Origin of the sequence: Pseudomonas sp. SH10-3B, assembly GCF_019891415.1 — a bacterium.
Taxonomy (GTDB): domain Bacteria; phylum Pseudomonadota; class Gammaproteobacteria; order Pseudomonadales; family Pseudomonadaceae; genus Aquipseudomonas.
This window is the reverse complement of the sequence record NZ_JAFLXD010000001.1, coordinates 364,135-390,655: the sequence shown is the minus strand read 5'-3', so window position 1 is coordinate 390,655 and position 26,521 is coordinate 364,135. Positions and strand designations below refer to the sequence as shown.

Genomic DNA, 26,521 nt, shown 5'->3' with positions numbered 1-26,521 from the left:
TCATGTTTGAGCGCCTTATCCAATTCGCCATTGAGCAGCGCATCATCGTGCTGCTGGCGGTGCTGTTGATGGCCGGTGTCGGCATTGCCAGCTATCAGAAACTGCCCATCGACGCGGTGCCCGACATCACCAATGTGCAGGTGCAGATCAACTCGGCGGCGGCCGGTTTTTCGCCGCTGGAAACCGAGCAGCGCATCACCTTTCCCATCGAAACCGCGATGGCCGGCTTGCCCGGCCTGCAGCAGACCCGCTCACTGTCGCGCTCCGGCTTGTCCCAGGTGACGGTGATCTTCAAGGACGGCACCGACCTGTTCTTCGCCCGCCAGTTGGTCAACGAGCGCCTGCAGGTGGCCCGCGAGCAATTGCCGACGGGGATCGAGACCGCGATGGGGCCGATTTCCACCGGCCTCGGGGAAATTTTCCTGTGGACCGTGGAGGCCGAAGAGGGCGCCCGCAAGGACGACGGCACGCCCTACACGCCGACCGACCTGCGGGTGATCCAGGACTGGATCATCAAGCCGCAACTGCGCAACGTGCCCGGTGTGGCCGAGATCAACACCATCGGCGGCTTCGCCAAGGAATACCAGATCGCCCCCGACCCCAAGCGCCTGGCGGCCTACAACCTGACCTTGAACGATCTGGTCACGGCACTGGAGCGCAACAACGCCAACGTCGGCGCCGGGTACATCGAGCGCAGCGGCGAGCAATTATTGATCCGTGCGCCGGGGCAGGTGGCGTCCATCGACGACATCGCCAATATCGTCATCACCACGTCCGACGGCACGCCGATCCGCGTGCGCAATGTCGCCCAGGTCGAGATCGGCCGAGAGTTGCGGACCGGCGCCGCCACGGAAAACGGCCGCGAAGTGGTGCTGGGTACGGTGTTTATGTTGATCGGAGAAAACAGCCGCACCGTGTCCCAGGCGGTGGCTTCCCGGCTTGAGCAAATCAACCGCTCGCTGCCCGAAGGCGTGGTGGCGGTTACCGTCTACGACCGCACCAACCTCGTCGAAAAAGCCATTGCCACCGTGAAGAAAAACCTCTTCGAAGGTGCGCTGCTGGTGGTTGCGGTGTTGTTCCTGTTCCTCGGCAATATCCGCGCGGCGCTGATCACCGCGATGGTGATTCCCCTGGCGATGTTGTTCACCTTTACCGGCATGTTCACCAACAAAGTCAGCGCCAACCTGATGAGCCTCGGCGCGCTGGACTTCGGCATTATCGTCGACGGCGCGGTGGTGATCGTCGAGAACGCCATCCGCCGCCTGGCCCATGCGCAGCAGCGCTATGGTCGCTTGCTGACCCGCAGCGAGCGCCTGCACGAGGTGTTCGCGGCGGCCAAGGAAGCGCGGCGTGCACTGATCTTCGGGCAGTTGATCATCATGGTCGTGTACCTGCCGATCTTCGCCCTCACCGGTGTGGCCGGGAAGATGTTCCACCCCATGGCCTTTACCGTGGTGATCGCGCTGCTGGGGGCGATGATTCTGTCGGTGACCTTCGTGCCAGCGGCGATTGCGCTGTTCGTCACCGGCAAGGTCAAGGAAGAAGAAAACCTGGTGATGCGCACCGCGCGCCGAGCCTACGCGCCGGTGCTGGATTGGGTGATGACCCGCCGGCCGCTGGTGTTCGGTCTGGCCGCGCTGACCATTGTCGCCACGGGCGTGGTGGCCAGCCGCATGGGCAGTGAGTTTATCCCCAGCCTCAGTGAGGGCGACTTCGCCCAACAGGCCCTGCGCGTGCCCGGCACCAGCCTGACGCAATCGGTGCAGATGCAGCAGCAACTGGAAAAAACCTTGATGGCCCAGGTGCCGGAAATCGAGCGGGTATTTGCACGTACCGGCACGGCGGAAATCGCCTCCGACCCGATGCCGCCGAATATTTCCGACAGCTACGTGATGCTCAAACCGAAGGCGCAATGGCCGGATCCGAACAAATCCCGCGACACCCTGATCGCCGATATCCAGCGCGCCAGTGCGATTGTGCCGGGCAGTGCGTACGAGTTGTCGCAACCGATCCAGCTGCGTTTCAACGAGCTGATTTCCGGGGTGCGCAGTGATGTGGCGGTGAAGGTGTTTGGCGATGACATGGCGGTGCTCAACACCACCGCCGCAGAAATTGCCGAGACCTTGCAAGGCCTCGATGGCGCTTCTGAAGTGAAGGTCGAACAGACGTCCGGCCTGCCGGTGCTGACTATCAATATCGACCGTGACAAGGCCGCGCGCTTTGGCCTGAATGTCGGCGACGTGCAGGACACCATTGCCGTCGCCGTCGGTGGGCGCCAGGCCGGTACGCTGTATGAAGGTGACCGCCGTTTCGACATGGTCGTGCGCTTGTCCGACGCGCTGCGTACTGATATCGACGGCTTGTCGCGGCTGCTGATTCCGGTGCCGGCGCTGGCCGGGAATGCGGCGGGGCAGTTGGGGTTTATTGCCTTGTCCCAGGTCGCCAGCCTGGACCTGGTGCTCGGTCCGAACCAGATCAGCCGCGAGAACGGCAAGCGCCTGGTGATCGTCAGTGCCAACGTGCGCGGGCGGGATATTGGTTCGTTCGTGGAAGAGGCCGAGGCTGCGCTCACGGCGCAAGTGAAAGTGCCTGCGGGTTACTGGACCACGTGGGGCGGCCAGTTCGAACAACTGAAGGAAGCCTCCGAGCGTTTGCAAATCGTGGTGCCGGTGGCCTTGCTGCTGGTGTTCGGGTTGTTGTTCATGATGTTCAACAACCTCAAGGACGGGCTGCTGGTGTTTACCGGGATTCCGTTCGCGTTGACGGGTGGGATCATGGCGCTGTGGCTGCGCGATATTCCGCTGTCGATCTCCGCCGGCGTAGGCTTTATCGCCTTGTCCGGCGTGGCGGTGCTCAACGGCCTGGTGATGATTGCGTTCATCCGCAACCTGCGCGAGGAAGGGCGTTCACTGTCGGTAGCCATCCACGAAGGCGCGCTGACCCGTTTGCGCCCGGTATTGATGACCGCACTGGTGGCCTCCCTCGGTTTTATCCCCATGGCCCTGGCCACCGGCACTGGCGCCGAAGTGCAGCGCCCGTTGGCGACGGTGGTGATCGGCGGGATCATTTCTTCTACGTTGCTGACCTTGCTGGTGCTGCCGGCGCTGTACCAGTGGGCGCATCGCAAGGAAGAGGAAATACCAGGCTGAACCGTGTAAACCGGCCTGGCTGGCTGCTGACGTCGGCGTGCCCCTGATGCAGGTGCATGATCGACTGCACAATGGCCAGCCCCAGCCCGGTGCCACCTTCGGCGCGGGTACGGCTGCTGTCGGCGCGGTAGAAACGTTCGAACAGGTGCGGCAGGTGGTGCGCTTCGATGCCACGCCCGGGGTTGCCCACCGACAACGACACGCTCTGGTCGTAGGTCTCCACCAGCAGCAGCACGCTGGAGCCTTCGGGCGTGTGGCGGATGGCATTGGACAGCAAATTGGAAATGGCCCGCTGGATCATCAGGCGATCACCCGTCACCCAGGCGTCGCCGCGCAGGTTGAGGTTCACGTGTTTGTCTTCGGCGCTCAGCGCAAACAGTTCCATCACCCGTTGTGCTTCCGCGCCCAGCGACACCGCGTCAAACCCGGCCCGCGCCGCCGGATGGCTGACCTGGGCCAGGAACAACATGTCGGAAACGATGCGTGACAGGCGCTCCATTTCCTCGGTGCAGGATTCCAGCCCTGCCTTGTATTCCACCGAGGGCCGTTCGCGGGACAGGGTCACCTGGGCCTTGCCCATCAGGTTGGTCAACGGCGCGCGCAGTTCGTGGGCGAGGTCGTCGGAGAACTGCGACAACTGCTGCACCCCGGCGTCCAGGCGATTCAGCATGACGTTGATGCCTTGCGCCAACTCGCCCAGCTCCTTGGGCAGGTTGTCGATGGATAAGCGGTGGGTCAGGTCCTGGGTCGTCACTTGGGCCGCGACATGGCTGAACTGCTTCAACGGCGCCAACCCGCGCTGTACCAGCCACCAGGCGCCCATGCCGATCAGGATCAACAGCATCGGCAGGGCGATGAGGGTGGCGCGCAGGTAGGCACTGAGCAGCGCCTGGTCATCCCTGCGATCCAGCGACAGCAACACGCGCACACGCTCGCCGCTGGCCAGGCGCATCAGGCTGGAGGCACTGAGTACCTGGTTGCCGTCCTGGTCTTCCCAGTTGAGGTAACCGAGGGTTTCCCGGGGGGAAAAGTCGGTCAGTAACGGTTCCTGGGGTTTGGCGCCGACACTGAGCAGCACGGCGTTATCGGGCGCGGTGCCGACGATGGTCAGGTAGAAGTTGTCATGGCCCATCACCAGGTCCAGCAACGAGTGCGGGCGGGCTTTGATTCCGTGTGTGTCCAGGCCCAGCGCCAGGCTGTGCTGGATTTGTTCCATCTTGCTTTCCAGGCCTTTGCGCGCGAGTTTTTCCAGCTCATGGGTCAAGGCCACGTAGGCCAGGGTCGCCAACAGCACGACCAGCCCGGCGCCCATCAGGCTGACCGTCAGCCCCAGGCGCATCGACAGGCTGCTGGTCCTCATTGGCGCGCCTCCAGCACATAACCCACGCCGCGAATGGTGTGGATCAGCTTGACCTCGCTCTGGTCATCGACCTTGCCGCGCAGGCGGCTGATGGAGACTTCCACCACGTTGGTGTCGCAGTCGAAATTCATGTCCCACACCAGCGAGATGATCTGCGTGCGGGTCATCACCTCGCCGGCCTGGCGCATCAACACGTGCAGCAGGGCGAACTCCTTGGTGGTCAGGTCGATACGTCGGTTGCCGCGATAGGCGCGATGACGGCGCGGGTCCAGCTCCAGGTCCGAGACGCGCAGCACATCCGGCAGCGGGATATGTTCGCTGCGCCGCAGCAAGGTGCGCACGCGGGCCAGTAGCTCGGGGAATTCGAATGGCTTGACCAGGTAATCATCGGCGCCCATGTCCAGGCCCTTGATCTTGTCGGCCAGGCGGCCGCGTGCGGTCAGCATCATCACGCGCTGGTTGCCGTCCCGGCGCAGTTGTTCCAGTACTTCCCAGCCGTCGGTGTTGGGCAGGTTCACGTCGAGGATCACCAGTTCGTAGGTGTGCTGCCGGGCCAGGTGCAGGCCATCGATACCGCTGGCGGCGCAATCGACGACGTAGCCACTTTCGGTCAGGCCTTGCTGCAAGTAATCGGCGGTTTTCTGCTCGTCCTCAACCACAAGGATACGCATGGGGATTTACCTTCAAGAAAAACGAAAGGAGAGGGCCTCATAGAGGCTTGAGTAGGCTGTAGGAAAACTCTGAATCCTGAAGTAGCTTTAGGGTCAAGCCGAGCCAGGCCGGTGCGACGATTCGTCACTGACCGTGCACACAAAAAAAACGCCCCGGCTGGGGCGTAAAAATTCATCTCTGTTCCAAAGGAGCTACACAAAAGCTGCAGAGATGAGATGTGTTCGATGTGCAGTATAAAAAAGACAACTTAACGAGAAGGTGAGGCCGATATTACAGTTCTGACAGACTTCAACCTGTGAAGAGATGTACGGTATCGGCAAGTAAATGTCCGTACGTGTTAAAGAATCGCCAAGGGGTATTCGATAATGACGCGAACTTCGTCAAGGTCGGACTCAAACGCACTTGAGCGCACGGTAGCCTGGCGCAGTCGCAGCGATAAATCCTTCAAGTTGCCACTTTGCACCACGTACCTGGCTTCGATATCCCGTTCCCAGCGGCGCTGGTCGGTGAGCGGATCGCCGGCGGCATCGCGGCGCATATACACCGCGTTGGCATTGCTGTAGTCGGCGCCGGTGCCCTTGCCGTAGCGAGTCATGAATGACAGGCCGGGAATGCCGAACGGCTGCATGTCGAGGTCGTAGCGCAGCATCCATGAGCGCTCCTTGGGCGAGTTGAAGTCGTTGTACTGGATCGAGTTGTTGAGAAAGATCGAGTCCGACTGACGCAGGTAATCGAAGTCGTCATCGCCGTTGTTGCGCTGGTGCGACACCGCCAGGCTGTGGGCGCCGACCTTCACGCCGAGCCGGGCGCTCCAGATGTTGTTATCGAATTCACCCAGCAGTTTTTTGCCTTCGTCCACAGCCTTGTAGTAGTTGACGTCGCCGAACAGCGAGACGTTTTCGTTCAGCGGGTAACTGGCGGCGCTGCCGACGTAGTACTGGTTCCAGGCGTCCTTGAGACGGCTGCTGTACAGGCTCAGGCTGAGGTGTTTGTTCACGGTGTAGTCGCCGCCGAAGTAGCCGATCCAAGGTGAATCGACCGGGCCGGCGTAAAACGTTGCGAACCCTTTGTTCATGCCGCTTTCGTTGGGTTGGCTCATGCCGCTCAAACGCCCGCCCTGCAAGGTCAGGCCCTCCAGGCTGGTGTTCTGCAGGGTCACGCCACGAAAGCTCTCCGGCAGCACCCGCGAATCGCCGTAGGCCACCACAGGCGTCACTGGGAACACGTCGCCGGCCTTGATTACCGTGTCCAATACGCGAAGTTTCGCCGCGCCGCCGACCTTGCTGTAGTTGTCTTCGGGATGATTGTTGCTGTCCACCGGCAGCACGCCGAACGAGCCCTTGCCGCCGCTGCGGCCGGTGCCCGAGTCGAGCTTCACGCCGACCATGGCGAAGGCGTCCAGGCCAAACCCCACGGTGCCCTGGGTAAAGCCGGATTCGAATTTGCCGATCAGCCCCTGGGCCCAGGCTTCGGAATAGCCATTACCGGTGGGGCTGGATTGGCCCTTGCGGTCATCGCGATTGAAGTAAAAATTGCGTGCCAGCACGTTCAGGCTGCTGCCTTCGATAAACCCTTCAGGTTTGTCTTCCGTGGCCACGGCTGCCAGGGGCAATGTGGCGATCAGAGAAAGGGGAAGGGTGTAATAACGGATATGCATATTTCGCTCCTCGGTATTGGCAGTTATCAGCTTCTTATGGAAGTGAGCGTTCTTATTGATCTGGCCCGGGCTGATAGTTGCAAACCGTGGATAACGATTGAGTGGCGTGAACATTACAATTTTGGAAACTTACGGCCACCTAACAAATAAGTAATGTTCTGGTGAACATCGCGTCAGGGTTCGTTCGTTAGTCTCGGCACTGAACTTTCAGTCGAGGAATAGTTGATGAACTTTTATAAAACCGCTCTGGGTGTATTAACGGCCGTCCTGTCTTTCGGTGCATTGGCCGAAGGCGGCGGTGATCGCACCTTTGCCCTGATGATGGAGCGCAATGAAAAGGCCATGGCCGATTACGCCGTGAGAAACGGCAAGCCGGTGCCCCAAGTGCAGGCGTATCGCTATGGGATGAAGCTGGATATTGCCAAGGTGGTCAACGTGACGCCGCCGATCCGCGCGTGCAATACCGTGCCTTCGCGCATGACCTATGAAGACTCCAGCGGCAAGCTCACTACCTTGGAGTACCAAGTCATGGGCGTGTGTCGAAATAACGGCGGTTAAATGTGCTGGTGCTCAACGCGTAGGGCGATTCGTTAACCAACTGTCGAGCTGATCCATAGGACTCATGCTTGAGGTATCGTAGGTTTTTCGTTTGAAGAGCCTATCCTCCATGAACCCAGCCCACTGTCGCCCCGTCCCGCTGCCAAAGGCCTACCGTTTGCTCAATCACGGTCCAACTGTGCTGGTCAGCGCAGCCCACAACGGCCAACGCAATATCATGGCCGCCGCCTGGGCCATGCCACTGGATTTCGAACCGCCCAAAGTCGCGGTGGTGCTGGACAAGTCCACCTGGACGCGCCAATTGCTGGAAGGCGCCGGCACCTTCGTGCTGCAGGTGCCCTGTGCGGCCCAGGCCGACCTGGTGCAGACGGTCGGCAATACCACCGGCACCGAGCGTGACAAGTTCGCTGCGTATGGCCTGCAAACCTTCAACGGTGAACACACCGACGCGCCCTTGCTGGAAGGCTGCGTAGCGTGGCTGGAATGCCGCCTGCTGCCCGAGCCCCACAACCAGCAGACTTATGACCTGTTCCTCGGCGAAGTCGTCGCGGCCTATGCCGACGAGCGCGTGTTCAGCGAAGGCCACTGGCACTTCGAAGGGCATGATGAGTTACGGACTTTGCACCATGTGGCGGGAGGGCATTTCCTCACCATCGGCGAGCCCATTGATGGGCGCTTGCTATAAGCGTACTCAACGCCCGAGCATCTTCACCCAACGCGACGGCGGCATGCCGTAGGTGCTGCGAAACTGCCGGGTCATATGGCTCTGGTCGGTGAAGCCGGCGATCAGCGCCGCGTCCACCAGCGACTGTCCCTGCGCCAACAGGCTGCGCACCAGGTCCAGCCGGCGCATCGTCAGGTAGCGGTAGGGGCTGGTGCCGAACAGCAGACGAAAATCCCGCGACAAGGCCCAGCGGTCACGGCCGGCGTGCTCAGCGATTTCGTCCAGGGTGATGCTGCGGCCCAGGGCGCTGTGGATAAATTCCCGGGCGCGCTCGGCGGCGACGTAATCGAAAGCCTTGCGGCTGACGATGGCGCCAGCGGCGTTGCTCAGCGCATGGGCCAGGTCGAACATCGCGTCCTGTTCCTGCAATGGGTCAATCGGGTGATCGAGGTTTTGCAGCAGTACTTCGCTGGCGCGGAACAGCCTTGGGTCAGTGGATAAACCACCGGGGATAAATGGCAACGGCTTGCCGCCGATAATCTGCTGGATCAGCGCCGGCTCCACGTAAATCATCCGGTACTTGAAACCTTCGTCACTGCCGGCGTGGCCGTCGTGGGTCTCATCGGGATGAAGCACCATGGTCGTGCCGGGCAGGCTGTGGATCATGTCGCCGCGATAGTGAAAACTCTGTACGCCAGACAAGGTACGTCCGATGGCGTAGGTGTCATGGCGATGGGGGTCGAAGGCAAAGCCTGCAAAGTACGCCTCGATACGGTCCAGGCCGCTGGCATGCGGGGCACGGTGCAGCCAGTCGAAGTTGCGGGTCGGTTTGCCCATGGCGGCTTGTCACAAGAAGAGAGGGAAATACGTTAACCCAGTCTGCATCCCTTGTCTGCCGGGGTCTTGTACGATTGTGCAGGGGGTGGGCGAGGTCTATGCTCCTTGCTCGTGCCCCGCGCTGATGGAGTTTCCCAATGGAATTTATCAACCCCGCCTACGTGGCTCCCCTGGTCTCGCTGGCCCTGCTTTGGACGGTGGCAGTGGTGACGCCTGGGCCTAACTTCTTCAACACGGCACAGTTGGCTGCCAGTTGTTCGCGCCGCCATGGCGTGGTGGCTTCGGCGGGCGTGTCCACTGGCACGATCATGTGGGGGCTGGCGGGTGGCCTGGGCATCAAATCGCTGTTTACCGCCGCCCCCATGTTGTACCTGGCGTTCAAGATCATCGGCGGCTGCTACCTGATTTACCTGGGGCTGAAACTGTTCAAGCGCTCGGCACCGGCGATGGGCCAGAGCCTGTTGCCGGACGAAGCGCGCCGCTCGTTGTTTTCCGCCTGGCGCCTGGGGTTGCTGGGCAACCTGTCCAACCCCAAGGCCGCGTTGTTCGTCGCCACCATCTTCGCCTCCACCATGCCGCCGTCGCCGTCGCCGATGCTGCTGACCCTGGCGGTGATCACCATGGCCACCCTGTCGTTCAGCTGGTATTCCTGCGTGGCCTTGGTGTTTTCCAGCGCGCACATGGCCAACCTCTACAGCCGCTCGCGCAAATGGCTCGACCGTTTTGCCGGCGGTTGCTACGTGTTGTTCGGCGCACACCTGGTAGCGAATCGCTGACCGACCGTGGTAAGAAGCCTTACTTTCAACAGTGAGGCCGAGTCATGAGCAAGGTGCGGGTAGGGATTATTTTTGGTGGTCGTTCGGCTGAGCACGAAGTCTCGTTGCAGTCGGCGCGCAATATTGTCGATGCACTCGACCGCACACGCTTCGAGCCAGTCCTGATCGGCATCGACAAGGCCGGCCACTGGCACCTCAATGACACCTCGAACTTCCTGATCAACCAGGAAAACCCGGCACTCATCGCCCTTAACCAATCCAATCGCGAACTGGCGGTGGTGCCCGGCAAGGCCAGCCAGCAGGTGGTGGAAACCTCCGGCAACGGCCTGCTGGCACACATCGACGTGATCTTCCCCATCGTCCACGGCACCCTCGGCGAAGACGGCTGCCTGCAAGGCCTGCTGCGCATGGCTGACCTGCCTTTCGTCGGCTCCGACGTGCTCGGCTCGGCGGTGTGCATGGACAAGGACATCAGCAAACGCCTGCTGCGTGATGCCGGTATTGCCGTGACCCCGTTCATCACCCTGACCCGCAACAACGCCGCGCGTACTTCCTTTGAAACAGCGGTGAATAAACTCGGCCTGCCGATGTTCGTCAAACCGGCCAACCAGGGTTCTTCGGTGGGTGTGAGCAAGGTTGGCAACGAGGCTGAGTACCACGCCGCGGTTGAACTGGCCCTGGGGTTTGATCAAAAGGTACTGGTGGAATCCGCCGTGCGCGGCCGCGAAATAGAATGCGCCGTGCTGGGTAACGAAAACCCGGTCGCCAGCGGCTGCGGCGAGATCGTGGTGAGCAGCGGTTTCTACTCCTACGACAGCAAATACATCGACGGCCAGGCGGCTCAAGTGGTGGTGCCGGCTGATATCAGCCATGAAGCCAGTGAGCGTATTCGCCGCTTGGCCCTTGAGGTGTTTGAGGTGTTGGGCTGCGCAGGGTTGGCGCGGGTCGATGTGTTCTTGACCGACGACGGCGAAGTGCTGATCAACGAAATCAACTCACTGCCCGGCTTCACCCGCATCAGCATGTACCCCAAGCTGTGGCAGGCGGCGGGGATGAGCTACAGCGAGCTGGTGAGCCGGTTGATCGAGCTGGCGTTGGAGCGGCATGCGGGGCGGAAGGGGTTGAAGATCAGCCGTTGATCCTCAGGGAGTGGCCAGTAACGCCATCAGGCGTTACTGAGGACTTCCCGAAAAACGTCTGGTCTTATGGCCGCAATATGCAGCAGTGAGCGTGCTGCGCCGGAGGGGGAACGACGCCCCTGTTCCCACTCTTGAAGGGTTCTTACCGAAACCCCCAAAAGCTCGGCAAATTTGGGTTGCGACAGTCCTGTCTTGCTTCTTGCTTCGGCAGCTTGAGTGATTTCGATCTGTTGCACGGCGCCATAGCGTCCTGCTTTAACATCCTGAATAGCGCTCAGTAATTCTTCGCCGATATTGCGTTTGGCGTCACGTTCCTGCAGTTGTTTATCAGTGAGAGGCATGGTTCATCTCCTTCGCAATTTTGTACAGGATGTGCGCTGGAATATTCTCCGTAGCGCCCTTGCCGTAAATCAGTAGGACTACTACTTCTCCGCAAGCCAACTGAGTGGTATAGATGATTCGCACAGCCCCTCTTTTGCCCTGGCCCTCCAAGCACCAGCGTACTTTTCGGCAACCGCCCGAGCCAGGAATAACATTTCCGGCATCGGGATGGCTGGCAAGAAACGCCATGAAAATACCCTTTTCATGTTCGCTCCAATAGTCAGGCCATAGTTTGCTGAACAATGGAGATTCTATGATCGTTAACACGAGAAATTCTACGTCTTTGACGTAGCCCCTGGCAAGAAAGTGCGGGCCAGAAAATCGCAGGTGAAAAGGCGCCGCTCAAGAAGGGGTTTATCGCAAAAAATGACATGGCATTTTGCGATCTGAAGACATGTAGAGGATTTGAGAAAGAGTGTTGTAGGCCTTCTCCTATTAGTCTGTGCGAGCAATCCACGAATAAATCAACGTCTTCGCTTCCTCCGGCTGATGCGTCCTTCTGCGGTAGCTGGCAAACGTCGGCGACGTGCAGTAGGTGCACACCTCGCTCACGTCGATCTGCTCACGCTTGACGCCCGCCGCTTGCAGCAGCAACAACCCATACCCGCTCAAGTCAAACCACGCACTGCCTGCTTGTCGTGCATGGGGCGGATTGATTTGCGGGGACCGCAGCGGTGCCGGTTGCACGAAGCTCCACGGTGCCTGGGCGTTTTGCCACAGGTGCCCTTGGTCACTCTGGAAGTCGGCGATAAACCCTTCGCTCACTTCATAACAGCACGGCTTGATCGATGGGCCGATAGCCACTTGCAGTTGGTCGGCTGCAATCCCCTCGGCGGCAAAGTGCTGCATGACGTTGGCGATAATCCCGCGTTGCAGCCCCTTCCAGCCGCCATGGACTGCGGCTACCCGTTCACCGGTTTTCGACGCGAACAGAATGGGCAGGCAATCTGCGGTGATCACCGCAATCGGGTGAGCGCGATGCGTCGACACTGCATCGGCCTCGATCGTATTGGTCACCTGTCCCGCCTGCCATTCAATCACCGAGGCGCTGTGCACTTGCTTGCAGATGAACACTTCATCAGGGCGCAGCGGGTCATTGATCGAACAGAAACCGTGGTCGATGCCAGGGATGGCAGCAAGATTTTCAGCCTGATGCAAGGGATAACCTCCGTTCAATAAAGTCAGTCGCCGAGCGCTTCGCCTTCACGCCGAGGGTCGGCGCCGCCGCTCAGCGACACCTTACCCTGGGCGTCCCGTTTGAGAACAATCGCCTGGACGCCGCTGGTCATGTCGATCTCGCTCAGCTCATGGCCCTTGTCCTGCAGCGCCTGTTTCAGACCCGGGCTGAACAAGCCGGCTTCCAACTCGGTAGCCCCATTGCGGCTGCCGAAGTTGGGCAGGTTGATGGCGGCTTGCGGGTCGAGGTTCCAATCGAGCATCGCCACCAAAGATTTGCTCACGTACTCGATGATTTGCGAGCCGCCCGGCGAACCGACCGTGGCCAGCAACTCACCGCTCTCGCGGTCGAACACCAGGGTCGGCGCCATGGCCGAGCGCGGGCGTTTGCCGGGTTGCACGCGGTTGGCGACCGGCTGGCCGTTTTCTTCGGGGATGAATGAGAAGTCGGTCATCTGGTTATTGAGCAAAAAGCCCTGGACCATCACATGGGCGCCAAACGCGGCTTCTACCGTGGTGGTCATCGACACGGCGCCGCCCAAGTCATCTACGGCCACGACTTGTGACGTGGAGATTCGCAGCGGCGAACGGTCCGGTGCGTACGCGACTTGAATACCGGCCGGTCGGCCTGGCTTAGCGATGCCCAGGCTGCGCTCGCCGATCAGCGTGGCACGCTGTGCCAGGTAGTTCGGGGCCACGAGGCCGGCCACCGGCACCGGTGTGAAGTCCGCATCGGCCACGTACAGCGCGCGGTCGGCAAAGGCCAGGCGCCCGGCTTCGGCGAGCAGGTGCACGGCCTCGGGCGTGGGCTCAAGCCCGGCAGGCGAGGCGCTTTTTATCGGTGTCATCGGCGCGATGGCCAGGTGCGGGTCGCGGGCTTCCAAGGCCTGCAATGTGCCGAGAATCTGCGCGACCGCAATCCCGCCTGAGGACGGCGGCGGCATGCCGCAGACTTTCCAGCGTTTGTAATCGGTGCACAGCGGCGTGCGCTCCTTGGCGGCGTAGCCCTTGAGGTCGGCTTGAGTCAGGCTGCCGGCATTGCGGTTGCCCTGTACCTTGCGCGCAATCTCATCGGCAATCGGCCCGTGGTACAGGGCGTCCGGCCCTTCCTTGGCAATGCGTTTGAATACAGCGGCCAGCGCCGGGTTTTTCAGCCGTGTACCGGTGGCTTTGGGCGTGCCATCGGCATTCAGAAAGTAGGCCGCCATCTCCGGCGATTGCGCGATAAAGCGGTCAGCGGCGATCAGGCTGTGCAAGCGCGGTGAAATCGCGAAGCCCTGCTCCGACAAGCGAATCGCGGGCTCAAACAGCTTGGCCCATTGCAGGCGGCCGGTGTTTTTATGAGCCATTTCCAAGGCCCGCAGCACCCCTGGCGTGCCCACCGAGCGCCCGCCGATCTGCGCGTCGGTAAAGGCCATCGGCGTGCCGTTGGGGTTCAGGAACAATCGCTCGGTCGCCCCCGCTGGCGCCGTTTCGCGGCCGTCATAGGCGTGCACGTTTTTCCCATCCCAGAGCATGATGAACGCGCCGCCGCCAATGCCGGAGGATTGCGGTTCCACCAGGGTCAACACCGCCTGCATCGCAATCGCGGCGTCAATCGCCGACCCGCCTTGGCGCAACATCTCGCGCCCGGCTTCGGCCGCCAGCGGGTTGGCGGCGGCGGCCATATGGCGCTCGGCATGGCGGGTGCTGAGGTCGGTGCGATAGCCCGAGCCCAGCTCCGGTGCCGGTGGTTGTTGGGTGGCCGGGGTATGGCAGGCAGCCAGGGTCAGGGCTGCCGCCACGAGCGACAGTTGGCGACGGGAAATCGAAAACACGTGCTGAACTCCGTTCATTTTGCGAATGATCTGTTGTCCTTGGGGCACTGCGGTTTACAGGTAAATCGTGCCTTGCATGTACAGCACTGCCTTGCCGGAAATAATCACGCGGTCGCCCTGCAGTTCGCAGTGCAACTGGCCCTTGCGCTGGCCCCCTTGCTCAGCCGACAAGTGCGATTTGCCCAGGCGCTCGGCCCAGAACGGTGCCAGCGAGGTGTGTGCCGAGCCGGTGACCGGGTCTTCATCGACCCCCACATTCGGCCCGAACCAGCGTGAAATAAAATCAAACCGGGTGCTCTTGGCGGTGACTGCAATCCCGCGCTTGGGCAGGCCCTTGAGCCGCGCAAAGTCAGGCGTCAGCGCGGCGACCTGGGCTTCGTCGTCCACCAGCACGATGTAGTCATCGGTGCTGAACACGTCGGCGCTCTCGATCCCCAGGGCACTCAACATTCCGGCGGGCGGTTCGCAGCGCTGTGGTTGCCGGGCGGGGAAATCCATCGCCAGTTCATCGCCATTGCGCGTCACCCGTAGCTCGCCGCTGCGGGTGGCAAAGCGCAGCACCTGCGGAGCGTCCGCCAGCGCGTGAATCAACACCCACGCCGTCGCCAGCGTGGCATGGCCGCACAGGTCGACTTCGACTTGCGGGGTAAACCAGCGCAACTCGTAGAACCCATCGCGGGGCACGAAGTAGGCGGTTTCGGAGAGGTTGTTTTCGGCAGCGATATGCTGCAGTTGCTCGTCGGGCAGCCACTCGGTGAGCGGGCACACCGCGGCAGGGTTGCCACCGAAGGCATGTTGGCTGAAGGCGTCGACTTGGTAGATGTCCAGTTTCACGGTGAAGCACTCCGTGCGTGGGGGAGGCTGGACACTAACAGTGGCAAGGGAGGGCGTCAAAAGCGGCCTACCCCAGGATAGGCCGTGTGGCTCAGGCAATCAGAAGTCCCAACGCGTGGTCAGCATGAAGTGACGCGGTGCGCCGTAGATGGCGGAGTTATAGAAACCCACGTTGGTGTAATAGGGCTTATCGAACACGTTATTGAGGTTCAGCGTGGTCGACAGGTTTTTCGTGAATTGGTAGCGCGTCATCAAGTCCACCACCCAGTAGGCCTCCTGGGAGAATTTCTCGGTCGTGTTCCTGGGGCTGTTGTAGATGTCCTGCCACACCGTGTTCTGCCAGCGCAGGCCACCGCCGACGCTGACTTTGTCCAGCTCGCCCTTGAGCTTGTAGATCGTGAACATGCTCACCTGATCCTCGGGCTCGAAGGTGGAGACTTTTTTGCCGGCATCGTCGCGCACCACTTTGTGGGTGTAGCCACCCTGCAACTGCCAGCCGGGGGCGATTTCGCCGGACAGTTCCAGTTCGTAGCCCTTGGTCGTCGCGTCGGTGCCCTTGAAGGCAAAGTTGGGCGGTGTCGGGGTCTGGTTGTTGTACGCATCGTCGGGCAGGGAGCGGTTGCTTTCCTTGACCTCGAAGTACGCCAGACTGGCGTTCAGGCGCCCGTCGAGGAACTCACCCTTGAGGCCCACTTCATAGTTCTCGCCTTCGTCCGGGTCAATCAGCTTGCGGTTACGGTCGAGGTTGTAGCTTTCCTGGGGCATGAAGACATCGGTGTAGCTGACATACGCCGACAGGTTGTCCGTGAGGTCATAGATGGCCCCGGCATAGGGAATGAAGCGTCCGATTTCACGGTAGGTGTCGGTGCTGCCGGTCAGGGTGTAGTCGACCACGCGCCCGCCGAGCAACAGTTTCAGGTCGTCGGTGAGGTTCCAGCGGGTGGTGACGTACATGCCGGTCTGGCGAATGGTGTCGTCGGTGACTTGGGAGGCTACGCCCCAGTCGGGCTTGGCCAGGTTGCCGTGCCAGTTGAAGTAGTCGACCAGGTTGGCCGTGGGGAAGGTTTCGTCCCAATAACCCTTGCCCTTCCAGTGGGCGGTGCTGATGGACCCACCGACCACCAAGTCATGTTCACGGCCGAGAACGTTGAACGGGCCGCTGATATACAGGTCGGCCGAGTCGCTGGTGGTTTCGCCCTTGTAGCGCTGGGCGTTGATATTGGCAGTGCCGTCCGCCGCCGGCTGGTAAAACTGGATCGCACCCATCTGGGCGTCGTAGCCGTTGAGCTTGTGGTCCAGTTGCAGTTTGGTCACCCAGCCGTTGCCGAGGTCGTGCTCCAGGTTCGCGAACACCGTGCGGGTGTATTGCTGCCAACTGCTCCAGTCAGTGGCATTGCTGAAGGAGCGCTTGGCATCGTTCAATTCGCCGGCATAGTTGAACAGCGGGAAGCTGCCGGACCAGGTGGAGCCTTTGGGTTTGCTGTCCTGATAATCGGCGCCCACGGTGAGCAAGGTGTCGGGTGACAGGTCGAACTCGAGAATGCCGTAGAACACTGAGCTTTTGTTCGAGTAGCGATCGACCCACGATTTGTTGTCCTGATAGGCCGCCACGGCACGCCCACGCACATTGCCGGTTTCGGTCAGCGGGCCGCTGACGTCCACTTCCGTGCGGTAGTGATCCCAGGTGCCCGCCGCCGTAGTGATATGTCCGAGAAATTCCGACGTAGGTTTCTTGCGCACCAAGTTGATGGTGCCGCCCAGGGAACCGGCGCCGCTGAGCAGGCCGGAGGCGCCCTTGAGCACTTCGACCCGGTCGTAGATCGCCATGTCGCTCAGGGTGTTGCCCGCCGAATAGGCCACGTTGCGCACGGCCGAGGGGATACCGTCGTACTGGAAATTGTTGATCGAAAAACCACGCGAGTAGTAATTGCTGCGGTCGGTGTCGTAGGCCGACACCGTAATGCCAGGGGTATGGCGCATCACATCGTCGACACTGTCGAGGGCGAAGTCATCCATGTGCTGGCGCGTGACGACGCTGATGGACTGTGGCGTTTCGCGCGGGGTCAGCACCAGGCGCGTGGCCGTGGCGATGGTGCCCGGGGTGTAGGAGCCGGTGCCTTCGGTGACGGTGCCCAACTGGTTGCTGATGACGGTGGTGGTGCCCAGTTGCAAGGCCGCGCCGGGTTGTTCGGTGCGGATCAGCATGACTGCATCAGGGCCATTGCGCTCGAAGCTCAGGGGCGTGCCTTTGAGCAACCGGGTCAGCGCCTCCAGGGCGGTCATGCGGCCGCTGACGCCAGGCGATTCGACGCCTTGGGCCAGGTCAGCCGCGTAGGCAATTTGCAGCCCGCTCTGCACACTCAATTGATCCAGGGCATTGACCAGCGACTGACGCGCGATGGCAAAGCTGCGGGTATCTGCGGCTTCACGAGTGGCCGGCTTGTCCGCCGGTTCCACGGCAACCGCAGTGCTGCACGCCAGGCAGATGGCGAGCGCAAGAATGCTACGGGCATGGGTCGGATTGAGTGCTGGAAAGTGCATGTGAGCCCCGTTAGAAATAGGAATGATTTGCAAAGGCAAAATTCTTGACGGGTTGAAGCTTCGAAAGCCGTAAAACTTTTTTCGACGGTGTCAGGGGCTCTGTGTCAGCGAATCACCAGGATGCCGCCAGGCAGGCGCTGGACCCGTGTGGAAGTAACTTTACTCAACGCCTGCACAATCGCCTGGGGGTTATCCAGTTGGTAATTGCCGCTGACCCGCTCACCGGCGGCGGTATCGTTCAAGAGCAGGATCGGTGCGGGGTAATAGCGGCGGATCTCTGCCAATACCTGCGCCAGCGGCGCGTTCTGGAACGACAGCCGTCCGTTGATCCAGGCCATCTGTCGTTCACCGCCGTCCAAGGACAGCGGTTGCAGATGCCCACCCAGCAGCTGTTGCCAGTTGCCCGCCTGCAACAGGCTCTGTTCACCCTTGCGGTTGGCGAATCGCACCTGACCTTGGCGCACGGCGACGGTGACGCCCGCGTCGCGCTGGCTGACGCTGAATTGTGTGCCGGCCACGGTGACGCTGGCCTCGGCGGTTTCGATGCTAAGAGGGCGCTCTGAGTCATGGGCGGCTTCGACGTAGAGCTCGCCGCGCAGCAGCTTGATGCGGCGATGGGCGCCGTCGAAGGCGATGCTGATTGCGCTGTGACTGCCCAGCACGATGTGCGAGCCGTCCTCCAAGTCAAAGCGTTCCAGCTGTGCGACGTCGGTCATGTGGTCAGCCTGCAGGCGCATCGGCACATCAGCCATCCAGCCGATGCCCAGCGTGATCAGCACGGCAGCGGCGGCGGCCATAAAGCGTGTCTTGCGGTGCGTGACGGCTTGCGGGGCAGGGGGCAATTCCAGGTCGCCGGCGAGGTTTTTCAAGGCTTGCTCGAAGGCGCGGCTTTCCCACATCGCGGCCAGTTCCGCATACGCCGTGGCGTGCCGGGGATCCGCATCGCGCCACTGCTCAAAGCGCTGGCGGGTGATGGGGTTGCGCACCGTCTCATCGCGCTGGGCGAACCAGTCGGTCGCCTGCTTACGTATGGCATCGGGGATGTCGGCACGATCAATCATGGTAGGTCGTTTGCTTGACGCAGGCAGTGAGGGCGTGGCGCAGATCTTTTTCCACCGTGCTCAACGACACCTGCAGGCGTTGGGCGATCTCGCTTTGGGACAGGTCATGCAGTCGATGCAGTACCAGGATTTGTTGCTGGCGTTTGGGCAAGGTAGCGAGCACCTGTTGAAACTGCAGCAGTTGCTGTTGGTCCTGGGCCTGGCTCTCCGGTCCGGGGGCCGTGGTGGGCACCTCGACAACCAGGCTTTCGGCCAGATGGCATTCATAGCGCCTTTTACTGCGCACACTGCGCAGATGATCAAAGGCCAGGTACTGCGCGGTTTGATAAAGAAACGGCTTCAGGTGTTCGATAGGGCGGGTGTACAGCGCTTTCGCCACCTTCAGGTAGGTTTCCTGGGCCAGGTCCTCCGCCTGGCTCGAACAGCCGACGACGCGCGACAGCATACGGATTAACGCACTGCGCTGCCCGATAAAAACGGCGCTGAGTTTTTCCTGATCCCCTGGCGTCCCTGTCTCCATGGCCCCGATACCCTGATGCGGCATTGCGCGAATAGCAGGCATACTAATGAGAAATGGTCTCATTTGATAGGGTGGCGGGGGATTTGTTTGGAGAGCAGTCCTGCCGGGCATGTCATGGGCTCGACCGGCGCGTCAGCCCAGTCGCAACACCATCGCCCCGCCGGCAATGATGCACGCCGCTACGATACGGCGACGGGTCAGTTGCTCTTTGAGCACCAGCGCCGAGATCACCACGCCAAACAGAATCGACGTTTCCCGGAGCGCTGAAACCGTGGCGATCGGTGCCGCCGTCATTGCCCAAAGCGCCAGGCCGTAGGACACGACGGTACCGAAGCCGCCGATCACGCCAGGGCGCCAGTGGTGCGCTATATAGCGGTAAAACTCGCGCCGTCTGGCGGCAAATGCCCATGCGGCAAGCGCAATGCCGGTGAGCAGGAATATCCACAACGTATACGCCGCCGGGGCGTCGGATTTGCGTACGCCCACGCCATCGATCAGGGTGTAGCCGGCGATGACAGCGGCGTTGACCAGCGCAAGGAACATTCCTTTTCGCTGACCGGCACCAGGGGTTGCAGCCATGCTCAGAATGCCAATGCAGATGACGGCAATGCCGAGCCAGGCAAATGAGGACAGGGATTCGGACAACAGCCCCACGCTCGCCGTCGCCACCAGCAACGGCGCGGTGCCGCGCATGATCGGGTAGGTCTGGCTCATGTCGGCAATGCGGTAAGTCGAGGCGACGAGCACGAAATACACCACCTGCAAAATCACCGACGCGCCGATGAAGGGCCAACTTTCCTTGGCCGGCAGTTCCAGAAACGGAATGACCGTCGATGCGATCAGCGATGCCATGAGCGCGATCATGCACGTGGTCAGCAGCTTGTCGTCACCGCCCTTGACCACGGCATTCCAAGTGGCATGCAGCGCAGCGCCCAGCATGATGATTGCGAACACATCAAAGCTCATGAAGGGATGTCCTATGGGGCTCGGTTCTGTATCAAGGGAGTGGGGGCTGCGAGTATGCCCCAGGTACTTTTTTCGAGGCATAAAAAAACGGCCTACCTTTCGGTAAGCCGTTTTTAGTACTTGGTGGCTACACAGTCATTTGAACTGGAACTGTATGGTGCTGTTATATATGGGTTTTGTCGGTGTGCTGTGAGTTAGGCATACATATGGGCATACATGCCCCTCCTTGCTACCTCTCAACCATGCCCTCAGCACTGGTAGCGATCACGAATGTACCGGTTGTAGTAAGAGCCCTTTGAGCTAGCTGACATCAACCCTTGGTGGATCGTCGGGGGGACGTTACAGAAGTCGTAGGAGTGCCCTTGCTGAAAGCGGATTCTCATTCTCTTGGTGGCAGCATCGTAGCCAACAGAGGTCATTGCATCAGATCGAACAGCAACCATATCCATGTCACTTTCCCTAGCTGAGACGAGCTCCAGGTTGGTAGCTCGGTCACTCGATACTAAGCCAATCTGCCGTGTGTAGGGTTCACAGGCCCAAAACCCGCCGGGGACCCTGGGAGATTATTGCAGGTACGGGGCATGAAACCCGCGGGATCGAGTTAGTGGGAGGCGTGGGAAGTTACTGAAATTTCAATCGTTGAAATTGAAAGGATTTTGAAGAAAAGAGGGCATCGTTACCGTACTGGTAAGGATGCTCTCGGATCGCCTAAACGGTAGGGCAAATGCACAGGTGAACTGGAGTTCACCAGGTTCACCTGTTCACTAAGCTGGGAGGCTACCCGCTAACACGATTCCGCGGGTTTTATGCCCCGTACCTAGAAGAATTCTCCAGGGTCCCCACCATCGAACCCAAGCCAAGAGCATGGTCCACCTCGCTTCGCTGAAGGAGCAATACCAAAGGGGCTAGGGGGCTACCCTAAAAAAACCGTGTTACCGGTGTTACGCGTGTTACATAAGTATATAACTATTTGATTTTAATGGATTTATATGGCGTTACACAGCTGTGTCTGGTTTGCTGATATGCGTGTTACATGGCGAAGAGGTGTTACATCAATTAATGCCTTGGTAGGAGCTGTCTGTGATGATTGCGGCGGGTGCCATCGACCGAGGGGCTTCGTTTAGAAGGGCCGCTACCGGCCAGTAGCTGCCATTCGTGATAGGCAGTAATCGACCCAAAGCTGACGGTTGCGACAGGCAGAAATCGGCCAATAGCGGACGTTCGCACGTGACCCCTACCAGCCAGGAACAGAACCCCTAAGATATTTATGCCCCCCGTTTGCCCTCCATAATGTTTAACTCTAAACGGGGTGGCAGACTGATGGCGTCAACCCACTGCACTGATATATATTCCACTGTGAGAACGTGATAGAGGCAAGGTGATCTCCTTCCAGCCAAGGCAGGCCTTATAGATGATCGAAGAATTCAAACAAGACTTAGTTGGTCTAACAAGCTTACAAATCATTAGAAAATATATATTGGGGGCTGAAAGCCAAGTTCTAAGTCCCGACCAGCATTATCGCTTGAAAGAACAAGTCTGTGAGCATTTTGGAGTGGAGTTCAATGATGTAATAATGGTTGGATCTGGGAAGTTAGGCTTTAGTATTAAGCCAAGCCGTAGATTCCAATCATTTCATGATGAGTCAGATATCGATATCGCTGTTGTTTCCTCAGCGCTGTTTGAGAGAATCTGGACTGAGGCATACCTATTTAAGAAAGGCGGAGCTGACTGGCCAAAAGCGAATTCTTTTTTTAAATATCTGTCAGAAGGTTGGATCAGGCCAGATAAGCTACCGCGAAATGAATACTTTGAGTTCACATCTAAGTGGTGGGACTTCTTCAATGCCTTGACTTCGAGCGGTCATTATGGGCCGTATGCGATTCGAGCTGGCCTGTATCACTCTAATTTTTTCCTGCAAGAGTATCAAAAAATCTGCATCGACCAATGCAAGGAGCTAGCATAATGGATACCTCGGCATCAAATAGGCGTCTTCGTGTACTATTGACCGCAATAGGAAATACGACATTGATTCCACAGCCGGAATTTCAGCGGCGTTTAGTCTGGATTAACAAGGATAAAATCGAGTTTATCAAGACTGTTCTAGAAGGTTATCCATTTCCAGAGATTTATATTGCCGCTGGAAAGGTTGATACAAAAACCGGTGAAGGTGCCGAGATGCTCGTCGATGGACAGCAACGGATTACCACCCTTTACCAGTACTTCAAAGGCTCGACAGATTTGCGCCTTCCAAAAGACCTTCCCAGCTATAATAAACTTAGCGAAGTCGACCAGGTCAAATTTTTGGAATATAAAGTCGTAGTTCGTGATCTTGGCAATATGTCTATCGATCAAATAAAACAAGTATTCCAAAGGATCAATTCGACGAGCTATGGGCTGAATGCTATGGAGATCCATAACGCTCGGTATGGCGGCGAATTTAAAAAGTTCGCAGAAAAAATCTCTCAATTAGATTTTTTCGATGATTATCGGGTTTTCACATCTACAGATGTCAAGCGAATGAATGATGTGATGTACTGCGCTAGTTTGGTCGCTACGGTAATGAGCACATACTTCAATCGAGATAATGAGGTGGAAGTATTCCTAGAAAAATTCAATGAAGAGTTCGACTCAAAGGAAATACTGCTTCAGAATTTTGAAAGCGTTCTCACCTTCATTAGCAGGCTTAACTTCCCCCCAAAATCAAGAGCATTTAAAAAGGCAGATTTTTTCACAATATTCGTAGAGCTTTATAAGCTAATAATTATTGCCAATGTTGATTTGGCAGTTCCAAATGTTCGTCGCGAGCTTGAAGCCTTCTTTAGCTCTGTGGATATAGCTGGAGCAGGATTGGATACTGGTAGCGCCGATGTAGAGCGATATTACAAGGCTGCATTGCAAGCTAGCAACGACCGAGGAAATCGGATAGCTCGTGGTGAAATAATCAATAAAGTACTTAGAAGTGCTATCTAATTGATAGGGCGTTTCAGGCGCCCTATATTATTGAGATATCTATATAGCACCTTGTATGAACGAGCTGCGTATGGAGCTGTATACGGTGCGCTTGAACATACTGGGGGAAGTAATTTGGCGCTAGGGTCTAACGGAGAAACACTACCTAGCGCTGGATTAAATTGATATTCTTGCCATCTGGACGCTAAATCAATATTTGACACCCACTCAAATGACATGTCAGGGATTCGCTAATCATGGAAAAAATTAATCTTGAAACGATCGATCCAAAAATCGAACCGGTTGAGGAAAAGCTACATCGCATTGGAAGAGCTGCCATAGGTGCAATACCCGTTGTGGGAAGCCCGTTGTTGGAAATTTTTAATTCGGTTCTTGAGGCTCCTTTAAATAAGCGTCGTACGGAAACAATACTTGCGATTGGAGCTGCTCTTAACGACCTAATAGAACAAGGAGTTGTTACCGAAGCAGGACTTCAGGAAAATGAAGCATTTGTAAGTACGGTTGCAGAAGTATGCAATATATCACTAAGAAATCATCAGGCAGAAAAGCTTGAAGCATTGCGAAATGCTGTAGTAAATTCTGCGCTACCCACATGCCCAAGTGATGATTATCGACAAATATTCCTTAACTTTGTAGACGTGTGCACTGTTTCTCACATTCGACTGCTAAAGCTTTTCGAAGACCCTGATCATTGGTTTACGGAAAACAAACGAAGTAAGCCATACCAAACCACAGTTTCCCTATCTCAGATTATTGCAAGCGCTATGCCCGAACTAATAGAAAATCATGAAATCCTTGACAGTATCTGGAGCGACCTTTACCAAAAGGGGTTGGTTGAAGTAAAGCAACTTGAAATGATTTTAAGTGCGGAAAGTTGCCTATCAAAACAGACTACGCAGTTCGGAAGTAAACTTGTGGCTTTCTTGAGTTGAGCGCCAATATAGTGAGATTATTTTGTGAAGCAAATTTTTTATGCTGGCAATGATCGTCAACCGTGCGCAGCAGAGTATGCGATAGTCGTAGATGATTCCGGCTCGATTCAGCGCGCTCACATCATCGTGGTTCAGTCGTCCCAGAAAGGTATATGGACTAGTTTATACAATACCGATGAAGGACGAAATAATGTATTAAATAGAATCTTGGCACAAGACCTTTTAGGGGTCAGAATAGAATTTCTGACATTTAATATTATTTTAGATCTGTCCACTAGAATGGAGGGTTTTCGCCTTCCGATTAGATTAAATTGGGATGACTATGTGAGTAAGGGAAACCCTTACAGGTCTAATTTTTCTCTAGCATCTGCCTTTAAAGGTTTCTTTATTAAATTATTTCGCAAAGAGCATAGAGAGATTTCAATCTGGAGCGGTCATGTCGTCGGTGGTTGCGCAGAGTTTTACACCGATCTGATGGATCCAGACAGGTACTCGCTTGACATTAACGAGGCTAGTAAACTTCTCGAACAAGCCGGATACAGTCGCCCTAAGCGTCGCTGCTAACTCAGAACCGATGGATATACCAATCTGAGAGTGGTGCGGCAGCGTGACGGGACGCAGGACGGGTTTAATCATGGAATAACTGTCGCCGCCGCCGACCACTATTGGCCGACAGCCGCCTTTCAAAGCACTTGGGGAAATGTACGTTACATTGACTTTACCGATATAACTTCTACATACATGAATTTTTTCCTGGCTGTCTTGGTGGCCTCCTGCTCTGCCAGCAGCGTACTCAGCGTATCGGCCTCATGAACGATCTCGAATGTCTTACCCTCAAATTCGTTGCTCACCCGCAGAGTCACCTTGAGCCTAGGGGTAAAGCCTTTCGAGACTTTCTTCTTTGCAGCTTTAATAGCCTGTACTGCCACGGCTTCCTGGACGATGTCCTGTTGGTGCGATTTAGGTGTTGGCGCAGGTGGTTCGGTCGGCCCAAATAACGCCCGGCGCATCTCTTCTTCAGTAAGGTCGGTATTCATCATTTTTCTCACAGAGAACCTAATGTTTCAGTTAGCCGATTCTAACTCAGCCACAGCTTTGCTTGCTGGTGGTGCAGACGCCGAGTTGACTCAGTTACCATTACCGCCTCTCCTGTGGTTCCCACTCCTCTCTCGTTAGACAATTAGGCTACGTGCTGTCTACCGTGGAGGACCGCTATGGGGCGAAAGCAGTAACCCACGACCGGCAGATTTCGGCCATAAGCAGACGCTCAGCGATGTGGGCTGAACGATGTCTCCGCCCCCATCAGGAGCTTGAGAAAGCTTTCAGCCTCTGAACGGTTCTGGAACATTAAAGTGAAGGTGCCCAGCGTAAGCAAGCAACAAAGGGGAGATTCGATTTCTTCGAAAACGATTTTCACAGACGTCCTCCAGTCAAATCTTAACTAAGTAGTTACAGGAAGTAGCGGTTTGACCTGCCTTCCATCCTGAAACACCCGATCCTTACCATCATGCTTGGCTTTATACATATTGCTGTCGGCGCATTTGAGCACTGCTGACATGTCCGATGTCGCTCGGAACTGCGCGACGCCCGCGCTGCAAGTGAATTGATGCGGAGGCAATACACTGCAACGGATGTTGGCCAGCAGGCGCAACGCGTATTCATTAGCAACAGCATCATCTTCGCCCAACAACAAGACACCGAATTCCTCACCACCAATCCGCCCGACACTGTGGCTGCCAGGGGTGGATTTCAGGCACGCGGCCATTGCACACAAAATCTTGTCACCTACATCGTGACCGTACTGATCGTTTTTTAATTTAAACCCGTCAATGTCCAACATTATAAAGTAGCCGCTGTGACCTTCTGCCAATGCATTTTGGAAGATCCCCATAAACGCCCGTCGGTTAAGTAAGGAGGTGAGAAAATCTGTCTCTGCCAATGTCCTGAATTCACTTTCGACCAACAACACTGACCGCATGTTTCTTAGATAGGTAAAGCTGAGAGTAAAACCGATGGACACGGAAGCAACGCAAAAAATGACCAGATAAACTTCCAGTTCCCGGTAAAACCCAACGTCCAAAGTGGGCCACATCAGTATCCAGACCAGCAGTGTAGACAGAAGATAGTCCTGAACCGTGACGAATAAGATAGCACTGCTTACCACGATGATCACAGCTAGGGGCAGCGTAAAGACGCGCAGCTGCACATTGGTGTCAATCACATGCGAAAAGCCGAGTGACAAAACCAATATATAGACGCCGCCGAGCATTCTCCATATGCGGAAATCAGCAACTACGCGATGAACGTACCAAATAACCAACAACGATGCTGTAACCAAAAGGTTTGGCAGCTTTAACGTTGTCGCAGGCTCAACCAGCAACACACAAAGCCAGGAAACAATTCCCGCCATTTCAATCTTGGTTACCGCTGGTGACAGCAGCGTTCGCATTCTTGGTCTGATTTTGAAAATCGCCGGCATCCCTAAACTCCTTTTCCGAAACGACCTGAATG

At 57.6% G+C, this 26,521-nt stretch carries 24 protein-coding genes; 9 read left to right on the top strand and 15 right to left on the bottom strand.

The window, feature by feature from the left end; all coding sequences use genetic code 11:
• Positions 1–2 precede the first annotated feature (2 nt).
• Positions 3–3,149, top strand: a complete 3,147-nt coding sequence (locus J1G35_RS01915) for a CusA/CzcA family heavy metal efflux RND transporter (RefSeq protein WP_223013092.1) — start codon at positions 3–5, stop codon at positions 3,147–3,149.
• Here J1G35_RS01915 and J1G35_RS01910 read toward each other — a convergent pair.
• The 3 genes from J1G35_RS01910 to J1G35_RS01900 all read right to left on the bottom strand — a co-directional run bounded on the left by J1G35_RS01910 (position 3,073) and on the right by J1G35_RS01900 (position 6,838).
• Positions 3,073–4,509 (bottom strand): heavy metal sensor histidine kinase, encoded by a 1,437-nt coding sequence (locus tag J1G35_RS01910; protein WP_223013090.1) that lies wholly within the window; start codon positions 4,507–4,509, stop codon positions 3,073–3,075. The two genes, J1G35_RS01915 and J1G35_RS01910, sit on opposite strands and share 77 nt — an antisense overlap.
• Complete coding sequence (locus J1G35_RS01905) at positions 4,506–5,180, bottom strand: heavy metal response regulator transcription factor (protein WP_053134132.1); 675 nt, start codon at positions 5,178–5,180, stop codon at positions 4,506–4,508. Before J1G35_RS01905 ends, J1G35_RS01910 begins: the two co-directional genes overlap by 4 nt.
• Before the next feature lie 338 nt (positions 5,181–5,518).
• Positions 5,519–6,838: an OprD family porin gene (locus J1G35_RS01900; RefSeq protein WP_223013088.1), complete on the bottom strand. Its 1,320-nt coding sequence runs from the start codon at positions 6,836–6,838 to the stop codon at positions 5,519–5,521.
• A gap of 225 nt (positions 6,839–7,063) precedes the next feature.
• Here J1G35_RS01900 and J1G35_RS01895 point away from each other — a divergent pair, with 225 nt between their 5' ends.
• Together J1G35_RS01895 and J1G35_RS01890 are read left to right on the top strand one after the other, a co-directional pair.
• Positions 7,064–7,396, top strand: a complete 333-nt coding sequence (locus J1G35_RS01895) for a DUF2790 domain-containing protein (RefSeq protein ID WP_053134138.1) — start codon at positions 7,064–7,066, stop codon at positions 7,394–7,396.
• A 109-nt stretch (positions 7,397–7,505) separates the two neighbouring features.
• Positions 7,506–8,081 carry a flavin reductase family protein gene (locus J1G35_RS01890; protein ID WP_223013086.1) on the top strand — a complete coding sequence of 192 codons (576 nt, stop codon included), beginning with the start codon at positions 7,506–7,508 and terminating at the stop codon, positions 8,079–8,081.
• 6 nt (positions 8,082–8,087) lie between these two features.
• Here the strand turns inward: J1G35_RS01890 and J1G35_RS01885 are convergent, their stop codons facing one another.
• Positions 8,088–8,897, bottom strand: a complete 810-nt coding sequence (locus tag J1G35_RS01885; protein ID WP_053134144.1) for an AraC family transcriptional regulator — start codon at positions 8,895–8,897, stop codon at positions 8,088–8,090.
• Positions 8,898–9,034: 137 nt separating this feature from the next.
• Here J1G35_RS01885 and J1G35_RS01880 point away from each other — a divergent pair, with 137 nt between their 5' ends.
• Both J1G35_RS01880 and ddlA read left to right on the top strand, forming a co-directional pair.
• Complete coding sequence (locus tag J1G35_RS01880) at positions 9,035–9,673, top strand: LysE family transporter (RefSeq protein ID WP_223013084.1); 639 nt, start codon at positions 9,035–9,037, stop codon at positions 9,671–9,673.
• A 44-nt stretch (positions 9,674–9,717) separates the two neighbouring features.
• Positions 9,718–10,812 carry a D-alanine--D-alanine ligase gene (gene ddlA / locus J1G35_RS01875; protein WP_223013082.1) on the top strand — a complete coding sequence of 365 codons (1,095 nt, stop codon included), beginning with the start codon at positions 9,718–9,720 and terminating at the stop codon, positions 10,810–10,812.
• A gap of 26 nt (positions 10,813–10,838) precedes the next feature.
• On the opposite strand, the gene J1G35_RS01870 is transcribed toward ddlA, so the two are convergent.
• From J1G35_RS01870 to J1G35_RS01830, 9 genes are all read right to left on the bottom strand, one after another.
• Complete coding sequence (locus J1G35_RS01870; protein WP_053134155.1) at positions 10,839–11,153, bottom strand: helix-turn-helix domain-containing protein; 315 nt, start codon at positions 11,151–11,153, stop codon at positions 10,839–10,841.
• 475 nt (positions 11,154–11,628) lie between these two features.
• Positions 11,629–12,351 (bottom strand): peptidoglycan editing factor PgeF, encoded by a 723-nt coding sequence (pgeF, locus tag J1G35_RS01865; protein WP_223013080.1) that lies wholly within the window; start codon positions 12,349–12,351, stop codon positions 11,629–11,631.
• A gap of 23 nt (positions 12,352–12,374) precedes the next feature.
• Complete coding sequence (gene ggt, locus J1G35_RS01860) at positions 12,375–14,204, bottom strand: gamma-glutamyltransferase (protein WP_223013078.1); 1,830 nt, start codon at positions 14,202–14,204, stop codon at positions 12,375–12,377.
• Positions 14,205–14,240: 36 nt separating this feature from the next.
• Positions 14,241–15,020 (bottom strand): PhzF family phenazine biosynthesis protein, encoded by a 780-nt coding sequence (locus J1G35_RS01855; protein WP_053134167.1) that lies wholly within the window; start codon positions 15,018–15,020, stop codon positions 14,241–14,243.
• 99 nt (positions 15,021–15,119) lie between these two features.
• Positions 15,120–17,561 (bottom strand): TonB-dependent siderophore receptor, encoded by a 2,442-nt coding sequence (locus J1G35_RS01850; protein ID WP_223013076.1) that lies wholly within the window; start codon positions 17,559–17,561, stop codon positions 15,120–15,122.
• 104 nt (positions 17,562–17,665) lie between these two features.
• Entirely contained in the window at positions 17,666–18,622 is a 957-nt protein-coding gene (locus J1G35_RS01845) for a FecR family protein (protein ID WP_223013074.1), read from the bottom strand.
• Positions 18,615–19,142 (bottom strand): RNA polymerase sigma factor, encoded by a 528-nt coding sequence (locus J1G35_RS01840; RefSeq protein WP_053134181.1) that lies wholly within the window; start codon positions 19,140–19,142, stop codon positions 18,615–18,617. The genes J1G35_RS01845 and J1G35_RS01840 overlap by 8 nt, the downstream gene beginning before the upstream one ends.
• Positions 19,143–19,274: 132 nt before the next feature.
• Entirely contained in the window at positions 19,275–20,108 is an 834-nt protein-coding gene (locus J1G35_RS01835) for an EamA family transporter (protein WP_223013072.1), read from the bottom strand.
• 248 nt (positions 20,109–20,356) lie between these two features.
• The gene (locus tag J1G35_RS01830; RefSeq protein WP_256097810.1) at positions 20,357–20,527 is read right to left on the bottom strand and encodes a KTSC domain-containing protein; all 171 of its coding nucleotides are present in this window, start codon (positions 20,525–20,527) and stop codon (positions 20,357–20,359) included.
• A gap of 992 nt (positions 20,528–21,519) precedes the next feature.
• Between J1G35_RS01830 and J1G35_RS01825 the strand changes: the two genes are divergently transcribed.
• The 4 genes from J1G35_RS01825 to J1G35_RS01810 all read left to right on the top strand — a co-directional run bounded on the left by J1G35_RS01825 (position 21,520) and on the right by J1G35_RS01810 (position 24,574).
• Positions 21,520–22,071, top strand: a complete 552-nt coding sequence (locus tag J1G35_RS01825) for a hypothetical protein (RefSeq protein ID WP_047540617.1) — start codon at positions 21,520–21,522, stop codon at positions 22,069–22,071.
• Entirely contained in the window at positions 22,071–23,078 is a 1,008-nt protein-coding gene (locus J1G35_RS01820) for a DUF262 domain-containing protein (RefSeq protein WP_223013070.1), read from the top strand. Before J1G35_RS01825 ends, J1G35_RS01820 begins: the two co-directional genes overlap by 1 nt.
• Before the next feature lie 236 nt (positions 23,079–23,314).
• Complete coding sequence (locus J1G35_RS01815) at positions 23,315–24,010, top strand: hypothetical protein (RefSeq protein WP_223013068.1); 696 nt, start codon at positions 23,315–23,317, stop codon at positions 24,008–24,010.
• 24 nt (positions 24,011–24,034) lie between these two features.
• Positions 24,035–24,574: a hypothetical protein gene (locus J1G35_RS01810; protein ID WP_223013066.1), complete on the top strand. Its 540-nt coding sequence runs from the start codon at positions 24,035–24,037 to the stop codon at positions 24,572–24,574.
• A gap of 143 nt (positions 24,575–24,717) precedes the next feature.
• Here the strand turns inward: J1G35_RS01810 and J1G35_RS01805 are convergent, their stop codons facing one another.
• Together J1G35_RS01805 and J1G35_RS01800 are read right to left on the bottom strand one after the other, a co-directional pair.
• Positions 24,718–25,047 carry a hypothetical protein gene (locus J1G35_RS01805; protein WP_223013065.1) on the bottom strand — a complete coding sequence of 110 codons (330 nt, stop codon included), beginning with the start codon at positions 25,045–25,047 and terminating at the stop codon, positions 24,718–24,720.
• Between the two features lie 404 nt (positions 25,048–25,451).
• Positions 25,452–26,489, bottom strand: a complete 1,038-nt coding sequence (locus J1G35_RS01800) for a GGDEF domain-containing protein (protein ID WP_032888665.1) — start codon at positions 26,487–26,489, stop codon at positions 25,452–25,454.
• Positions 26,490–26,521 lie beyond the last annotated feature (32 nt).

What these genes read in the sequence shown, in the direction of transcription:
- J1G35_RS01835 (WP_223013072.1), bottom strand. Translation starts at nt 20,108, where the DNA reads ATGAGCTTTGATGTGTTCGCAATCATCATGCTGGGCGCTGCGCTGCAT.
- J1G35_RS01915 (WP_223013092.1), top strand. Translation starts at nt 3, where the DNA reads ATGTTTGAGCGCCTTATCCAATTCGCCATTGAGCAGCGCATCATCGTG.
- J1G35_RS01845 (WP_223013074.1), bottom strand. Translation starts at nt 18,622, where the DNA reads ATGATTGATCGTGCCGACATCCCCGATGCCATACGTAAGCAGGCGACC.
- J1G35_RS01870 (WP_053134155.1), bottom strand. Translation starts at nt 11,153, where the DNA reads ATGCCTCTCACTGATAAACAACTGCAGGAACGTGACGCCAAACGCAAT.
- J1G35_RS01900 (WP_223013088.1), bottom strand. Translation starts at nt 6,838, where the DNA reads ATGCATATCCGTTATTACACCCTTCCCCTTTCTCTGATCGCCACATTG.
- J1G35_RS01880 (WP_223013084.1), top strand. Translation starts at nt 9,035, where the DNA reads ATGGAATTTATCAACCCCGCCTACGTGGCTCCCCTGGTCTCGCTGGCC.
- J1G35_RS01825 (WP_047540617.1), top strand. Translation starts at nt 21,520, where the DNA reads ATGATCGAAGAATTCAAACAAGACTTAGTTGGTCTAACAAGCTTACAA.
- J1G35_RS01805 (WP_223013065.1), bottom strand. Translation starts at nt 25,047, where the DNA reads ATGAATACCGACCTTACTGAAGAAGAGATGCGCCGGGCGTTATTTGGG.
- J1G35_RS01905 (WP_053134132.1), bottom strand. Translation starts at nt 5,180, where the DNA reads ATGCGTATCCTTGTGGTTGAGGACGAGCAGAAAACCGCCGATTACTTG.
- J1G35_RS01895 (WP_053134138.1), top strand. Translation starts at nt 7,064, where the DNA reads ATGAACTTTTATAAAACCGCTCTGGGTGTATTAACGGCCGTCCTGTCT.
- J1G35_RS01820 (WP_223013070.1), top strand. Translation starts at nt 22,071, where the DNA reads ATGGATACCTCGGCATCAAATAGGCGTCTTCGTGTACTATTGACCGCA.
- J1G35_RS01910 (WP_223013090.1), bottom strand. Translation starts at nt 4,509, where the DNA reads ATGAGGACCAGCAGCCTGTCGATGCGCCTGGGGCTGACGGTCAGCCTG.
- J1G35_RS01850 (WP_223013076.1), bottom strand. Translation starts at nt 17,561, where the DNA reads ATGCACTTTCCAGCACTCAATCCGACCCATGCCCGTAGCATTCTTGCG.
- J1G35_RS01840 (WP_053134181.1), bottom strand. Translation starts at nt 19,142, where the DNA reads ATGGAGACAGGGACGCCAGGGGATCAGGAAAAACTCAGCGCCGTTTTT.
- J1G35_RS01885 (WP_053134144.1), bottom strand. Translation starts at nt 8,897, where the DNA reads ATGGGCAAACCGACCCGCAACTTCGACTGGCTGCACCGTGCCCCGCAT.
- J1G35_RS01830 (WP_256097810.1), bottom strand. Translation starts at nt 20,527, where the DNA reads ATGACCTCTGTTGGCTACGATGCTGCCACCAAGAGAATGAGAATCCGC.
- J1G35_RS01890 (WP_223013086.1), top strand. Translation starts at nt 7,506, where the DNA reads ATGAACCCAGCCCACTGTCGCCCCGTCCCGCTGCCAAAGGCCTACCGT.
- J1G35_RS01800 (WP_032888665.1), bottom strand. Translation starts at nt 26,489, where the DNA reads ATGCCGGCGATTTTCAAAATCAGACCAAGAATGCGAACGCTGCTGTCA.
- ggt (WP_223013078.1), bottom strand. Translation starts at nt 14,204, where the DNA reads ATGAACGGAGTTCAGCACGTGTTTTCGATTTCCCGTCGCCAACTGTCG.
- J1G35_RS01815 (WP_223013068.1), top strand. Translation starts at nt 23,315, where the DNA reads ATGGAAAAAATTAATCTTGAAACGATCGATCCAAAAATCGAACCGGTT.
- ddlA (WP_223013082.1), top strand. Translation starts at nt 9,718, where the DNA reads ATGAGCAAGGTGCGGGTAGGGATTATTTTTGGTGGTCGTTCGGCTGAG.